Consider the following 16,226-nt stretch of genomic DNA (forward strand, 5'->3'; position numbering starts at 1 on the left):
AAGCGATGATCCGTCTTCATCTTTACAAGCTGTCATTTCAGACCATCTGATTCCGTCGTAGTAAAACGTGTGTCATCCAGACTTAAAGTCCATAACAGGCACAGATTTCTGATGACTGTCTTTATACCTGAAAACGCATTTAGTTACATTCCCATTACATGCATTTACCGCTGATTTACAGTCAATCGGACGCAGTGTGCAACCAACGTATTTCAGAATCAAAAGGCTTTCCCGTACAATCCGCCTTCATCCTCAAGCCCAAGGAACAACAGGAATGAGCAAGGCGTCTTCACATACTCCGATGATGCAGCAGTACTTCAAGATTAAGTCTGAATTTCCGGACACCTTGCTGTTTTACCGTATGGGCGATTTCTACGAGCTATTCTACGATGACGCCAAGCGTGCCGCACAGATCCTCGATATTACGCTGACCGCTCGCGGGCAAAGCGGTGGGCAGCCCATTCCAATGGCCGGTGTGCCATTTCACGCAGCAGAAAACTACATCGCCAAATTGGTTAAAAACGGGGTCTCAGTTGCTATCGCCGAACAGGTAGGCGACCCGGCCACCAGCAAGGGCCCTGTAGAACGAAAAGTCGTGCGCATACTAACGCCCGGCACACTAACCGACGAAGCCCTGCTCGATGAGCACCAGGACAACCTGCTTGTATCTGTGTGCTCTCACCAGCAACGCCACGGGATCGCCGTTCTTGAGATTTCATCCGGCCGTTTCAGTGTCTTTGAGGTGGATGGGGAAGATGCTCTGCTGGCAGAAGTTGAGCGCCTTAGACCCGCAGAATTACTGTTGCCAGAAGATCAGATTTTTCCGGATGCGATTGCCAACCGTGCCGGTGCCACACAGCAAGCACCATGGCACTATGAGTCAGATACAGCATTGCGCCTGTTGACAACTCAGTTAAAAACCCGCGATCTGCGCGGCTTTGGCTGCGAAGGGATGAAAACAGCGATCCGTGCCGCAGGCGCCCTGCTCAACTATGCGCAGGAAACACAACGCAACAGCCTGCCCCACATTCGCTCCTTAACGGTAGAGCAACCTGACGACGCCATCATCATTGATCCTGCCAGCCGCCGTAATCTGGAAATCGACATCAACCAGAAAGGCGACGGCCTCTACACGCTCGCGTGGGTGCTCGACAAAACCGCGACAGCCATGGGCAGCCGTCTGTTACGCCGCTGGCTGAACCGCCCGCTGCGCGACCATTCTATTCTGAGGCTGCGCCAGAACCTGATCGCACAATGCCTGCAACAATACGCGCATGAAGACCTGCACCTGCATCTGAAGCAGGTCGGTGATATTGAGCGTATTCTCTCTCGTGTGGCTCTGGGCTCCGCCCGCCCCCGTGACCTTGCGCGGCTGCGTGATGCCCTTGCGGTTATTCCCGACATCCGCCAGCGCCTGTCCGAGCTGGAAGCTCCTCTGGGGGCAGATATCTGTGAGCGGGCGCCCGAATTTCCAGAATGGGTCAGCCGCTTACAAGCGGCGATTATCGACAACCCTCCGGTCGTCATTCGTGACGGGGGCGTGATCGCAGAAGGCTACGACGCCGAACTCAATGAGTTGCGTTCCCTCAGTGAAAACGCAGGCGACTACCTGGTAAAACTGGAAGAGCGTGAGCGTGAGCGGACGGGTATCAGTACCCTCAAGGTTGGCTACAATCGCGTACACGGTTACTACATTGAGATCAGCAAGGCTCAGTCCGAATCAGCACCAACTGAGTATATCCGCCGCCAGACACTCAAAAACGCCGAGCGGTTTATCACCCCAGAACTGAAAGAGTTCGAAGACAAAGCACTGAGCGCCAAAGCACGCGCACTGAGCAGAGAAAAAATGCTCTACGATGCCCTGCTGACGGATCTGGCCGAAGACCTGATTCCACTGCAAGTAGCGGCAGCAGCCTTGTCCGAACTGGATGTACTCACCTGCCTCGCTGAGCGTGCAGAAACGCTGCGCTTCAATGCACCTGAACTGGTTGATGAGAGTGTCGTCGATATCCGTCAGGGCCGTCATCCGGTGGTCGAATCACTGATCACCGACCCGTTTGTCGCCAACGATACCTGCCTGGATGTCGAACGCCGCATGCAAATCATTACCGGCCCGAACATGGGCGGTAAATCGACCTATATGCGCCAGGTGGCTCTCATCACTTTACTGGCACACATCGGCTCTTACGTACCGGCTGAGTTCTGCAAGCTCGGACCCATCGACCGTATTTTCACCCGTATGGGCTCGGCCGACGATGTCGCCGGTGGTCGCTCAACCTTTATGGTGGAAATGACTGAAACCGCCAACATCCTGCATAACGCGACGCGTGACAGTCTGGTATTGATGGATGAAGTCGGGCGCGGTACCTCAACCTTTGATGGCCTGTCGCTGGCCTGGGCGGCGGCTGCACACCTCGCCGAAAATACCGAAGCCTTTACGCTGTTCGCGACGCATTACTTCGAAATGACCGCTCTGCCAGAGCAATACAACAATGCGATTAATGTTCACCTGAAAGCCACCGAGCATGATGAGCGCATCATTTTTCTGCACAGCGTCGAAGAAGGCCCGGCCAACCAGAGTTACGGTTTGCAGGTTGCGCAGCTAGCGGGGGTTCCTCCCGCCGTGATCACCAATGCCCGTCACCAACTGTCGCAACTTGAGCAACAGACGAGTCCGGTTACGCCTGTCGCGACGTTAAAAACCGGGCGCAGTAGTGAACCAGCGCCGATGCAATCGGACCTGTTCGCAAGTGGGCCGGGACCAGCCGAAGAGGCACTCGCTAAGGTGAATCCAGATGACCTGACCCCACGCCAGGCACTGGAGCTGGTCTATTCACTCAAGGACCTGATATAGAGGATAAAGACGGAGCATTGTTCGGTATAACCGAACGGTGTCTCCCGAATTTTCCCCAACAAAAGAAGACCCGGTGCCTTGCCTGACCATCGCCGACTACCTAGAATACCCGCAACCGTGATAAGCAGGGCCGAAGAGCCCGATATTTAGCAGGGCCAGAGAGCCCCGAATAATGATTCAGGAGAAGATCAGATGACCTTCGTCGTAACCGATAACTGCGTTAAGTGTAAGTACACAGACTGTGTTGAAGTCTGCCCGGTAGACTGCTTCTACGAAGGCCCGAACTTCCTCGTAATCCACCCGGATGAGTGCATTGACTGCGCACTGTGTGAACCTGAGTGCCCGGCAGAGGCCATTTTCTCTGAAGATGAAGTGCCTGCAGGTCAGGAACAGTACATCGAGCTCAACGCTGAGCTGTCTGAAGAGTGGGCGGATAACAACATTACTGAGCAGAAAGATCCGCTGCCAGACGCAGAAGAATGGGACGGCGTACCAGACAAGATTCAGTATCTGGAACGCTGATACACCGGTCTGCCCTGACCATAAAAAAGCCCCGGTAACTCATGTTGCCGGGGCTTTTTGTTTTCTTCGCGCTCTATATCCGATGTCAGCTGAGCCATTGATCGAACATTTCGACCATCACGGTCTCACCCGGCTCAACATGGCCGCGCTCCTGCTCAAGCACAATAAAACAATTTGCCTTACTGACGGAGCTCAGAATTCCCGAGCCCTGCTGCCCTGTGCTACGCACCTGCCATTGGCCAGCCTCATGTAATTCAGCAATACCTCTCTGGTAATCCGCCCGGCCTGGACGCTTTTTCAAGCGCTCGCTGGCGATGGCAGGAATACGAATCGGTGGAGTAACCTTTTCACCAGATAGACTCCGTAGCACAGGCAGCCCAATCTGATGCAATGTCACCAGGGCCGATACCGGATTACCCGGTAAACCCAGAAAAAGCGTTTTGCCGATGCGCCCAAACGCCAGTGGCTTGCCCGGTTTCATCGCCAGCTTCCACAAATCAAGCTGCCCGAGCGCTTCGACCGCCGTACGGGTAAAGTCCGCTTCGCCGACGGAAACACCGCCACTGGTGATGATAATGTCGGAATCCGCTGCGGCTGTCTCCAGCGCTTCCTGAATGGCTTCAAGCGTATCGCTCACCGCGGTAACCAAGGTTACTTCAGCCCCCAGTCGCGTGAGAACCGGGCGCAATACATAGGAATTGCTCTCGTAAATCTTACCTGCAGGCAAGTCATTACCGGGGGCAATCAACTCATCGCCGGTCGTTAGCAGGCTGACCCGCAATGGCCGGACAACCAACACGTCAGCAATACCGATACTTGCCAGTAATCCACAATCTGCAGGCGTCAGGCGCCGCCCTGCTTTCAGCACGACGTCTCCATGGCGAATATCTTCGCCAGCACGACGAATATTATCGCCGTGGCGAAAAGACTCAGGATTGTCGACCCGCACCCCCGCATCCACAACCTCAGTATTTTCCTGCATCACCACCAGCTTCGCCCCGTCGGGAACAACGGCTCCGGTCATGATCCGGACACATTCACCAGCACTGAGCACGCCCTCGAAGATTTCACCAGCCAGGACAATACCACGCTGACGGAAAAGACCGATCGGTATGCGTCCGCTCTCAAGCGGGCCGGGGTTAACCGCATAGCCATCCATCGCAGAGTTATCCGCAGGGGGAACATTCAATGGGCTGATTACGTCCTCGGCCAGAACCCGTCCGCATGCGTGCTCCAACGGACAAAGCTCGCCTTCAGTCACCGGGGTCACCTGCGATAACAGATACTCAATTGCGTCATCAACCGGTGTTAAACCCGGTTTATCACAAGGGTTCATAGGCTCTTCTCCGAAGCTTGCGGGCTCACAACCTCAGTGGTTACTGCGATCCAATCCTCTAACGCCAGTTCGAGAGAATCCCCGACGTTTAGAGGCCCGACACCGGGAGGTGTGCCCGTCATGACCACGTCGCCCGGATTAAGGGTAAAAGATTGAGACATGTGAGCGATCAGAGACAGTACAGGGTTAAGCATATCGGCACTATTTCCTGACTGTTGCTGAGCTCCATTGCGGTGCAAAGAGAAATTCAGGTTCTGCCAGTCAGATACCCGCGCCGCAGATACAAATGGGCTCAGAGGGCACGAGCCGTCGAACGCTTTTGCGCGCTCCCATGGCAAGCCCTTCTCTTTTAAAACGGACTGAACATCCCGCAACGTCAAATCCAGGCCGAGACCGACACCGGCAAGAGCGCCGGACACTTCAGCTTCGCTGGCTTTCTGAAGACGTTTCCCAATCAGCACAGCCACTTCGAGTTCGTGATGAACATCACCCTGAGACAGAGGAATACTTAACGGAGCCTGCAGATCACAGGCCGCATCAGCAGGTTTAATAAATAAGACAGGGGTATCAGGAACGGGATTATTCAGCTCTGCGGCATGGGCCGCATAGTTACGACCGACGCACACGATCTTGCCGACCGGCGAAGAAAACAGCGCACCATCAAGGGAAGGGGTGAACATAATGAACCTGCTACAACGTAAAACCCCGACTATAACATGCCGGAGTTTACCGCGAATCAGGTCTGGTTGTCAGGCTTTACCGCCGGGGAATGAGATCAGTTCTGCCAGTTCTCGGTTCACCTGAGAAGGCACTTCGAGACTGCTTTCCAGCACTCCGCGCAGGGTTTCCTGACTCTCAAAATCCATTGAGTCACAGGCACAACCGACAACGTCGTCATCGATATGCACGAGGGAGCAATCCATGTCGATAATGCCGCCTGTGTCGAGCGTCAGGCTGATCTTCAGCGATTGCTCCAGCTGCCAGGTAACGTTCTCCGGAATAACCAGCAGAATGCCTCGCATACTGATATCCAGGCAGAAGGTTTCAAGCTTCTGATTTCCGTCGTCTACCTGAACCCGTTGAAACAGGTGAACGCGCTTTGCTTGTCGTTGTTCCATGGTTGTTTCCTGTTTGGGATACAACAGGTTTAGCCTGTTCTGGCGAAACCGCAAGCTCGCGAATGCGATTTATTCCAGTCAGGTCACTTTTCAGCGACCTGACCGAACTATCAGGCTAAACGTTTATATTTCATACGCTTAGGCTGAGCATCACTGCCCAGGCGCTTCTTCCGATCTTCTTCATATTCGGTGTAGTTACCGTCGAAGAAGGTCACCTTGGAGTCGCCCTCGTACGCGAGGATGTGCGTTGCAATACGGTCCAGGAACCAACGGTCGTGCGACACCACCATGACAGTCCCCGGGAAGGCATCAATGGCCTCCTCCAGTGCACGCAAGGTTTCGACATCAAGGTCGTTTGACGGTTCATCGAGTAACAGCACATTAGCACCCTGCTTCAGGGTATAGGCGAGCTGCAAACGACCACGTTCACCGCCTGACAGTTCTCCAACCCGTTTCTGCTGATCACCGCCCTTGAAGTTAAAGCGACCAATGTAGGCACGGCTCGGGTACTCTTTGCCGTTGATATCCAGCATGTCGAGGCCGTCAGAAATAGATTCCCACACGGTCTTACTGTCATCCAGTTCATCACGCAGCTGCTCAACAAACGCCAGCTTCACGGTATCACCAATAACCACTTCACCAGAGTCCGGTTGCTCAGTGCCAGCGATCATGCGGAACAAAGTCGACTTACCTGCACCGTTACCGCCGACGATGCCGACAATCGCACCCGGTGGTACAGTAAAATCGAGATTGTCGATTAATACACGATCACCAAAAGACTTGGTCACGTTATGGAACTCAATGACCTTATCGCCGAGACGCGGACCCGGTGGAATATAGATCTCGTTGGTTTCGTTACGGCTCTGAAACTCGCGTGAGTTCATTTCTTCGAAGCGTGCAAGGCGGGCTTTGCTCTTCGCCTGACGACCTTTGGCGCCTTTACGCACCCACTCCAGTTCGTGCTTGATCGCCTTAGTGTGTGCCTCTTCTTCTTTCTTCTCCTGCTCTAAGCGCTTTTCTTTCGCCTCAAGCCAGGTGGTGTAGTTACCCTGATACGGAATACCGTGACCACGGTCGAGCTCCAGAATCCATTCCGCACAGTTATCCAGGAAGTAACGGTCGTGGGTAATGGCTACAACAGTGCCTGGATACTCTTCGAGGAATTTCTCCAGCCAGCCAACCGATTCAGCATCCAGATGGTTAGTTGGCTCGTCCAGTAAGAGCATGTCTGGTTTGGACATCAGCAAGCGGCACAGAGCCACTCGACGACGCTCACCACCAGAAAGCTTGGTGACGTCGGCGTCCCAGGGCGGCAGACGAAGAGCATCGGCAGCAATTTCCATCTGACGGTCAACATCGTGGCCGTCCGACGCCTCAATGATGGCTTCCAGCTTGCCCTGCTTTTTTGCCAGCTCATCAAAATCAGCATCTGGCTCAGCATACGCTGCGTAGACCTGCTCCAGTTCGGCCTTGGCATTCATCAGCTCACTGAGACCGTCTTCAACGTTACCACGCACGTCTTTCGCAGGGTCAAGTTCCGGCTCCTGAGGAAGGTAGCCAATATTCAGGTCAGGCTGAGGACGAGCCTCACCAATGATATCGGTGTCGATGCCTGCCATGATCTTGAGCAGGGTCGACTTACCCGCGCCATTAAGGCCCAGAACACCAATTTTGGCGCCAGGAAAAAAGGATAATGAGATGTCACGCAGGATCTGTCGTTTAGGTGGAACAATCTTACCTAAACGGTTCATAGTGAATACGTACTGTGCCATGGGCATCGCCTCCGCAATGTATTTCGCCGCAACGCTACTGAAAAGCCCATAGAAAGGCAAATAAAGCCCATTATGAAGGGCCTCTGGTTGTTAAGGTGACAGACAATGACTAAGGTTAATAACCATAATCAGTCGTTAACGGACACCGCTTTACATGCTCCCGCATCATGGAGCCCCAGAGGCTAAATTTCACTCAGCCGCCACAAATCGGGCGAACACTCCCCTATTTGTGCTGAGTTTTATATTTCTGACCGTCGTTCTGAGTTTTCAGAGCTGGCAGCAATGGCAGAATGCACGGCACGCATACAACATTGACGTTGAACGGACGCTTGACCACTACAAACGTCAGTCTGAGCTGATCATCAAGGCCGGACTCCACGCAAACCAGATATTCACCCGCAGCTACGGTGATCAGCTTGAGGTCTACGCAAACCGCCCGGCAGACGCAGACACGGACGACCTCTGGGGACACGTAAGCGCCGCAATTTTTAACGCAACAGGCTTCTTCATCACCGATCAGAATGGCAAGGTGCTTAACCACTACGGCAGTCTGCTCAGCCCCACCGAGCCCGGCGATATTGAAAAAGAACTGCGTTCACAGGGCCTGGATAAGGCCATTTTCTCATTACGCTACAGCCATCTGGGTGGTTATTACGTTGGCACACGCTTCAACACCAGCAATGGCCCGATGATTATGGTGTCACGACGCGCCTACAGTCATCTCTCTGAGATTATTTTCAGAGGTGGCTTCAATGGTTTTGAAATGGTGCTTTTCGACCGTCGGGATAATACAGTATCCATCCGCGAGCAGTTTTACTCAGACACACTGCACCCGACTCTGTTAACCGAGGAAGAAACAAACAGCATTCTCTATCGTGACAGTATCCCCATGTCGCCATGGGACATTCTTGCTCTGCCTATTCAGGGGTACTGGAAAGAACAACTCATAGAAAGCATCCGGATTCCGGCCACTTTCCTTATCGTTTTTGCCATTCTTCTGATTGTTCTGCGTCGCTATCTCAGCCAACAGGGCGAGGCTGTTGTCGCTCTTCAGAAAGCCACAGAAGACACCGAACGCCGTGCCGACAGAGTGCTTCGTTCCATTGATGAAGCCTTTATATCTACGGATCATGAAGGGCACATCGATTACCTGAACCCCAAAGCATTGTCATTGCTTGGTCGTACAGAACCAGACCCGGTACTCGGCATGTCTCTTGAGGATATCTGGCCTTCACCCGATGCACTCTGGAACAGAGGGCTTGCACCAGAAGCCATAGAGAGCCTGAAACCTGATCAGCGCGTTATGCAGGTCCAGCATGCCGACGGAAAACATATTCTTGAGCAGAAAATGCAGATGCTGTATGACAACAAACAAGTCAGCGGCTACGTATGGTTACTTCGGGACATTACTGAGTCAGAGCAGGCCAAAGCCGCCCTCGAACACAGCAGAACCCGATACAAAGCTCTGTTCGAAGAGGCAGGTATCGCGCACGGCCTGCTTGATCTGAGTGAGTTCGACGGCACTGCCGATACCCTGAAAGTGGTCAGCGTGAACGAAGCTACACTGCAACTCGGCGACTTTGATACCTTGGAAGCGATGGGTGCTCACTATCAGCGCCATCCTGAATCCCTGACCCCACTTCTGAAGGCACTGACCAGCAGTAAATCTCTCCGACTGCAGCAGAACGAATGCGAACTCACCTTGCGTGACCGCAGTGGCCGCCCTATCGATATCTGGGCGAGCATCAGCTTCCGCACCAGTTCCAGCCATCAGGTATTACTGACCATGCTGGACATCACAGAGCGTAAGCAGGCAACTGAGAAGATCCGGGAGCGTGAAGCTTTCTGGATGCACGTGATGGAAGCGATGCCTGATGTAGTCTACGTTCTTGACGTCAATGACCGGCTTGAGCAAAAAACAATTTTCTCCAACCGTCACGTCGCTCAGCTCTTAGGTTTTCCGGACAGTCGTGAGTATATCGAGCGCAGCTGGATGGATTACGTGATTGAAGACGACCTCGCACGTTGCAGAGATGGCCTGAGGAATATCAGGAATTCCATCAATGGCCAGACCATTGAAACCACCGCCCGCTTCCTCAATGCCGACGGCGAAATCAGGGTGCTCAAATTCCGTGATACACCGTTCACCTACGACAGCGACGGAAAAGTAGAGCGCTATATCGGCACCGGCAGAGACGTTACCGCAGACATTGAGAAGCAGGAACAGATCGTCGAGAGTGAACGCCGCTATCGCCTGCTGGCGGAGAACATGAATGACATTGTCTGGGCCACTGACGCCCAGCTCAATTTCAACTTCGTAAGCACCTCAGTGCAACGCCTGTTGGGTTATCAACCCGAAGATCTGGTGAATGGTGGAGTTACACGAATTTTTTCACGGCCCGACCTCAAACGGTTAGGCAAAGCACTACAACACCAGATACAGATCGCCATCAACAGTCCGGAGACAGCCAAGCGCCGCAGTACCGTCATTCGGGAAGATTTCTATGCCTCGGCCAGCAATGGCAGTCGTGTACTTCTGGAACTACAAGCCAGCCTTCTGTGGAACGACAAAGGCGAACTTCAGGGGCTTCTGGGTATCTGCCGGGATGTCACCGAGTCCCGCAGTATTGAGCAGGAGCTGCAACTCGCAGCCGAAGTGTTCGAGAACAGTAACGAGGCCATTCTGATCACAGATCAGAAGCTTAAAATCGCCAATACCAACCGCGCCTTCCAGCACATCACCGGTTATGCTGCCGAAGATGTCACAGGTAAGACTCCCGACTTCCTGATTTCATCTGAGCAATACGAAGAAGACCTGATTGAGAAAATCGGCGAGCGGCTGATGGTCGATGGTTACTGGCAAGGCGAGATTTCGTATCGCCGCCGCCAGGGCGATATGCGTACCGGCTGGGCTGGGGTCAGCGCGATTCGGGATCAGAATCGCGAAGTTCAGAGCCTGATCATCATTATGTCCGACATCACTGAGCGCAAAGCCAGCGAAGAGCGTATCCACAAGCTTGCCTATTACGACCCACTGACCGCTCTGCCAAATCGCAGCCAGATGCACGAAACACTGGATGGCATGCTCAAGCGAGCGCGCAAGCAAGGTCTCTGGGTGGTGCTGCTCTTTATCGATCTCGACCGATTCAAACCAATCAACGATTCTATGGGCCACCCTGCCGGTGACGAAGTATTGAAACAGGTTGCCGGGCGCCTGCGTAATTGCGTTAAGCAACGCGATCTTGTCTGCCGCATGGGAGGCGACGAGTTCACCATTGCGATCGCAGATCAGCCAAGTCACACAGCAGCTTCAGATACCGCCATCATCGTTGCTGAACGTATTCTCGAGTCACTGCATCAATCGTTTAACCTGAATCAGCGCGAAGTCTTTATCAGCGCCAGTATCGGCATATCTGTATACCCCAACGACGGTAACAGTGTCATAGAACTGCTGAAAAATGCCGACATGGCCATGTACCACGCCAAAGACATGGGGCGTGACAACATGCAGTTCTTCACAGCCTCAATGAATCGTAAAGCAGTCCAGTTACTCGAGCTTGAAAACGACCTGCGCCATGCATTAGCACGGAACGAAATGCAGCTCTATTTCCAACCACAATATCGCACAGACAGTGAAGAAGCCGTCGGTGTTGAAGTCCTGCTACGCTGGATTCACCCGACTCGGGGCATGATCTCCCCCGGCACCTTCATTCCTATCATCGAAGATACGGGTCTTATTGTACCTATTGGCCAATGGGTACTCGAAGAGAGCTGCCGTTGCTTTGTTCGCTGGCAGGCAGAGGAACAGCTCGGGCTTGAGCGTATTGCAGTGAATGTATCTGCGCGCCAGTTCCGTTCTGAAGATTTCCTCAATATTGTTAAAGACATCATCATCCGGACCGGCATTCGCCCAGAACAGCTTGAGCTTGAGCTGACTGAAAGCATCCTGATGGAAGATGTAGAACTTGCCATGGAAACACTGCGGGGGTTACGCGCCGCTGGCGTCAAAACCGCCATTGATGATTTCGGTACCGGCTACTCATCACTGAACTACCTCAAGCAGTTCCCGGTAGACACCTTGAAAATCGATCGCAGCTTTATCCAGAACCTGCCGGAAAACGCCGATGACGCTCAGATATCGCGAACCATCATCGCCATGGGCCACAACCTGGGTATGGGTATCATCGCAGAGGGGGTCGAAACCGCCGAGCAACTGACCTTCCTGCAGATGGCAAGGTGCGAAGAGGTTCAAGGCTTCTATTTCAGCAAGCCCATTGATGAAGCTTCGCTGATCAGAGATCTTGGCAAAAACTGAACATCAGTCATGATGATATGACACCTTCTCAAGTGCGAGGCGCGCAACTTTGCGGTAGAATGTGCACCTTAAAAATTTTTGATTATCCTACTTGAGGAAGCCCTGATGTTTAGCCGTGATATGAACATAGCGGATTTCGACCCAGATCTGTGGTCAGCGATGCAGTCTGAGGATGCCCGTCAGGAGCATCATATTGAGCTGATCGCCTCTGAAAACTACACCAGCCCACGCGTAATGGAAGCACAGGGCTCTCAGCTGACCAACAAGTACGCTGAAGGTTACCCAGGCAAGCGTTACTACGGTGGCTGCGAGCACGTTGACGTGATTGAGCAACTGGCTATCGATCGCGCCAAAGAGCTGTTCGGTGCAGGTTATGCCAACGTTCAGCCGCACTCAGGTTCTCAGGCGAACGCTGCCGTTTACTTCGCACTTTGCCAGCCTGGTGACACCATTCTGGGCATGAGCCTGGCGCACGGTGGTCACCTGACTCACGGTGCAGCGGTATCTTTCTCTGGTCGCGTTTACAACGCAGTTCAGTACGGTCTGAACCCAGAAACGGGTGAAATCGATTACGAAGAAGTTGAACGTCTGGCTCGTGAGCACAAGCCTAAGATGATCGTTGCTGGTTTCTCTGCGTACTCTCGCGTTGTTGACTGGCAGAAATTCCGCGAAATTGCCGATGAAGTTGGCGCTTATCTGTTTGTCGATATGGCTCACATCGCTGGCCTGGTTGCTGCTGGCGTATACCCATCACCGGTCGGTATTGCAGACGTAGTGACCACCACAACACATAAAACTCTGCGTGGCCCGCGTGGTGGCCTGATTCTGGCCAACGACGACGAAGACCTGAACAAGAAGTTCAACTTCGCAGTATTCCCTGAGTCTCAGGGCGGCCCACTGATGCATGTAATCGCAGCAAAAGCCGTGTGCTTCAAAGAAGCAATGAGCGAGGAATACAAAGACTACCAGGCTCAGGTAGTTAAGAATTCGCAGGCAATGGCCAGCACGTTCATCGAGCGTGGCATTAACGTCGTTTCTGGCGGCACTGATGATCACCTGTTCCTGGTTGACCTGATCGGTAAAGAGTACACAGGTAAGGATGCTGATGCGGCACTTGGTCGCGCTAACATCACTGTGAACAAAAACTCTGTACCGAACGACCCTCGCTCGCCGTTCGTAACCTCTGGTCTGCGTATCGGTAGCCCTGCGATCACCAGCCGTGGCTTCAAAGAAGAGCAGGCTACGCAACTGGCAGGTTGGATCTGCGACATTCTTGATGGCCTTGAGAAAGGTGAATCTGAAGCCGTTGAAGCATCAGTAAAAGAAAAAGTTGTCGCCCTTTGCGAACAGTTCCCTGTGTACAAATAAACACTGGAACAACGAAAAACCGGCCTGATGGCCGGTTTTTTTATGCCTGAATATTGAGACAGATCACTTGGGTCGCCTGTCAGCGTCACACGTATGTCACAAAGTTTTCATAGAGTAGTCATGCTTGAAACCTGATCCAGAAACAGAGGATTCCCGCATGTCCGATTCATGGAAACCCGTCACCTATGTTCAGCTCATCAACCTGATGAGTCACAACGAAAGCCAGCTGGAAGAGAGTGTCCGCCCTTTCTGGAACGCGATCCGGCTCCCTGCCGCTGAATTATGGCAACAACACCCTTGGGGCAATGAAGGCTGCGGGTTCTGGGTTCTGGCGACCGCCGGGCGTCGCTGCATCTATTACAATGACCTCACCGAAGGTTTTTCTGTTGGCCAGTTCGAGCGCTGGGGCCACATCATCAATTACCAGAAGTCGAAGGCCGGTCTGCAGCATGCGATAGACAGCCTGTTACAACAGGAACCCCTGACTGAGACGGCATAGGGTCTGCCATGCCCTTCTAAACCTGTTTGAGCTGGCCAGAAATAACCTGTCTGGGCCGCGAGTATTTAATGATCCAGATCATATTTTGATTTCGCATCACTGGCCCAATCCTAAGAATGTCAGTTGATCACCCCTGAAACGTACGTCAGACACCCCCACACCCTGAGAATCTTGGCTGGCTTACCCCTTACTTTCGCGCATCAGACAGTTGTTCAATAGCCTCAGACAACTTACAACAACCTCACTACAACACAGGATTTTCAATATGACTGAGGCAGTTACTCCAACAACCACGACTCGCATGACGGCTGGCGAGCGTGCAGGGATCCCTCCGCGTCGTATGGACTTCAAGTTTGGTGACGATACCAAGCGCTACTGGTATGCAGACAACGCATTCCTGACCACCTTCTGGACCACACTGTCGGCACTGTTCCCTGCCGGAGAAACCTTCTTTATCGACTCAGTGAAAAACTATCGCCACGTGGTGACAGATCAGAAACTGAAAGACGAAATTTCCGGTTTTATCGGCCAGGAAGCTCTCCATACCAAAGAGCACCAAGCGTTTAATGACATGGCGGATCGCCACGGCCTGCCTAGCGGGCGTATCGACAAAGAACTCTGGGGCCTTCTGGATCTGGCGAAAAAAGTCTTCCCGAAAAAGCTACAACTTGCGACCACTGTGGCTCTGGAACACTACACCGCGATTCTGGCAGAGCAGCTTCTGCGTGACACCGACCACCAGGACAATATTCAGGATCGCGAAGCGCTGAAACTCTGGATGTGGCATGCGCTGGAAGAGAACGAGCACAAGTCTGTCGCCTACGATGTTTATGAACTGATTGGTGGCGGTTACTTCACACGTATCTTCGCCATGATTGTCGCAACCATTGGCTTTATTGTCTTCGTTGGCCAGGGGCACCTGCGCATGCTGTGGGCAAACGGCACCCTGTTTGATATCAAGGACAACGCCAAAGGCTTCTGGAAATTGCTGGGCTGGAAAGGGTTATTCCCACGTCTCTTCTTCAAGTACATGGATTTCTACCGTCCGGGCTTCCACCCCAACGATCACGATACAGTAAAACTGTTAGAGGACTGGCGCGAGCGTATGCTCAACGAAGGCGGCCTTTTAGCAGAGCAGACTTACAGCAAATCCAAAGCTGCCTGAAGCAGAAGTATTCTTTACTACCCAACAATGTATGGCCGGAATTACTCCGGCCATTTCTTATTTTGATCATAATTCACTGATTGTTGCCCCGTCGCCACGTTCTTGGACACGCAAACTTCTTCTAAATTGTAGGACATAGCGCGATGACAGAGATGCGCTCCCTACAAAATATAGAAAACAGAGGCAGGTTTTCGTATGGCTACTATGACACAAGCACAGGGAACTCCACGTATCACCGCAGGCGAGCGAGCAGGTATTCCGCCCCGCCGCATGGACTTCGAATTCCCGGATGAAACAACGAAATACTGGTACGGTGATAGCGCCTTCCTGACAACATTCTGGGTGACGCTTTCAGCCCTGTTCCCGGAAGGTGAAACCTTTTTCGTGGACAGCGTGAAGAACTACCGTAAAGACATCACGGACCAGAAGCTGAAAGACGAAGTCTCCGGCTTTATTGGCCAGGAAGCACTTCACAGCAAAGAACACGAAGCCTTTAACGACATGGCTGAAAAGCACGGTCTGCCAGCACTGAAGCTGGATAAAGAGCTCGGGGTTCTGTTTCGCCTGATCCGCAAATATGTACCGAAGAAAATGCAGCTCGCTCTGACCGTAGCGCTTGAGCATTACACCGCGATCATTGCTGAGCAGCTGCTGCGCGAAGATTTCCACCAGGAAATGTTCCGTGACCGCGAAGCCCTGAAGCTCTGGATGTGGCACGCACTGGAAGAGAACGAACATAAAACTGTGGCCTTCGACGTATACGAGCAAGTCGGTGGTGGCTACCTGACCCGCGTCAGTACGATGCTGATCGGGACTCTGGTCTTCGCCGTGGTGGTAGGCAGTGGACACATAAGATTACTGAAAGCCGATGGTCAGCTCACCAACTGGAAAGCCAACTGGCGCGGTCTGAAGTTTCTCTGGGGCTGGAAGGGCTTGTTCCCTCGCCTTGGCCGCCAGTATTTCGATTTCTATCGCCCGGGTTTTCACCCAAGTGACCACGACACGGTCGAATTGCTTGAAGAATGGCGTCAGCGCATGCTGAACGACGGCGGCCTGTTAGCAGAGCAGACCTACAGTAAGAGCCGCAAGGCCTGAGTCAGCTTGAGCACCGCTCATTGACACGCCGGAATCAGGAAGATCCACCTGATTCCGGCAGATTTTCAAATATTCTTCTATTTTCTGTAAATCCCGTTTGGCCGTAATTTACCCCCCTGGCAAAGAAAAACCCCCTATAAATCGTTACATTTTGACAGTTTTTCACCGACATCACGCTTTTT

At 52.9% G+C, this 16,226-nt stretch carries 11 protein-coding genes; 7 read left to right on the forward strand and 4 right to left on the reverse strand.

Translation table 11 applies throughout. From position 1 onward, the window contains the following. The first annotated feature begins 274 nt into the window (after window positions 1-274). Together mutS and fdxA are read left to right on the forward strand one after the other, a co-directional pair. Window positions 275-2,854, forward strand: coding sequence for a DNA mismatch repair protein MutS (mutS, locus tag B2067_RS05655; protein ID WP_301387751.1), 2,580 nt, complete (start codon window positions 275-277; stop codon window positions 2,852-2,854). Window positions 2,855-3,046: 192 nt separating this feature from the next. Beyond that, window positions 3,047-3,376, forward strand: a complete 330-nt coding sequence (gene fdxA / locus B2067_RS05660) for a ferredoxin FdxA (RefSeq protein ID WP_068442541.1) — start codon at window positions 3,047-3,049, stop codon at window positions 3,374-3,376. A gap of 85 nt (window positions 3,377-3,461) precedes the next feature. On the opposite strand, the gene glp is transcribed toward fdxA, so the two are convergent. The 4 genes from glp to ettA form a co-directional block, all read right to left on the reverse strand. After that, window positions 3,462-4,712: a gephyrin-like molybdotransferase Glp gene (gene glp / locus B2067_RS05665; RefSeq protein ID WP_301387753.1), complete on the reverse strand. Its 1,251-nt coding sequence runs from the start codon at window positions 4,710-4,712 to the stop codon at window positions 3,462-3,464. Continuing rightward, complete coding sequence (locus B2067_RS05670; RefSeq protein ID WP_301387756.1) at window positions 4,709-5,392, reverse strand: fumarylacetoacetate hydrolase family protein; 684 nt, start codon at window positions 5,390-5,392, stop codon at window positions 4,709-4,711. The genes glp and B2067_RS05670 overlap by 4 nt, the downstream gene beginning before the upstream one ends. Window positions 5,393-5,461: 69 nt before the next feature. After that, on the reverse strand, window positions 5,462-5,830 hold the full coding sequence (locus tag B2067_RS05675; RefSeq protein ID WP_301387758.1) for a PilZ domain-containing protein: 369 nt from the start codon (window positions 5,828-5,830) through the stop codon (window positions 5,462-5,464). Window positions 5,831-5,940: 110 nt separating this feature from the next. Then, window positions 5,941-7,602 carry an energy-dependent translational throttle protein EttA gene (gene ettA, locus B2067_RS05680; protein WP_068442553.1) on the reverse strand — a complete coding sequence of 554 codons (1,662 nt, stop codon included), beginning with the start codon at window positions 7,600-7,602 and terminating at the stop codon, window positions 5,941-5,943. A gap of 229 nt (window positions 7,603-7,831) precedes the next feature. On the opposite strand from ettA, the gene B2067_RS05685 reads away from it, so the two are divergent. The 5 genes from B2067_RS05685 (at window position 7,832) to B2067_RS05705 (ending at window position 16,044) form a co-directional block, all read left to right on the forward strand. Further along, window positions 7,832-11,917, forward strand: a complete 4,086-nt coding sequence (locus B2067_RS05685; RefSeq protein WP_301387760.1) for a sensor domain-containing protein — start codon at window positions 7,832-7,834, stop codon at window positions 11,915-11,917. Window positions 11,918-12,022: 105 nt separating this feature from the next. Beyond that, complete coding sequence (gene glyA, locus B2067_RS05690; RefSeq protein WP_297530980.1) at window positions 12,023-13,285, forward strand: serine hydroxymethyltransferase; 1,263 nt, start codon at window positions 12,023-12,025, stop codon at window positions 13,283-13,285. A 157-nt stretch (window positions 13,286-13,442) separates the two neighbouring features. Then, window positions 13,443-13,784 carry a hypothetical protein gene (locus B2067_RS05695; protein ID WP_068443993.1) on the forward strand — a complete coding sequence of 114 codons (342 nt, stop codon included), beginning with the start codon at window positions 13,443-13,445 and terminating at the stop codon, window positions 13,782-13,784. A gap of 265 nt (window positions 13,785-14,049) precedes the next feature. Next, window positions 14,050-14,949, forward strand: a complete 900-nt coding sequence (locus B2067_RS05700) for a metal-dependent hydrolase (RefSeq protein WP_068443994.1) — start codon at window positions 14,050-14,052, stop codon at window positions 14,947-14,949. 195 nt (window positions 14,950-15,144) lie between these two features. Next, complete coding sequence (locus tag B2067_RS05705) at window positions 15,145-16,044, forward strand: metal-dependent hydrolase (protein WP_297530975.1); 900 nt, start codon at window positions 15,145-15,147, stop codon at window positions 16,042-16,044. Window positions 16,045-16,226: the final 182 nt, after the last annotated feature.

Source organism: Thalassolituus sp. UBA2590 (assembly GCF_002339775.1).
Lineage (GTDB): Bacteria > Pseudomonadota > Gammaproteobacteria > Pseudomonadales > Oceanobacteraceae > Thalassolituus.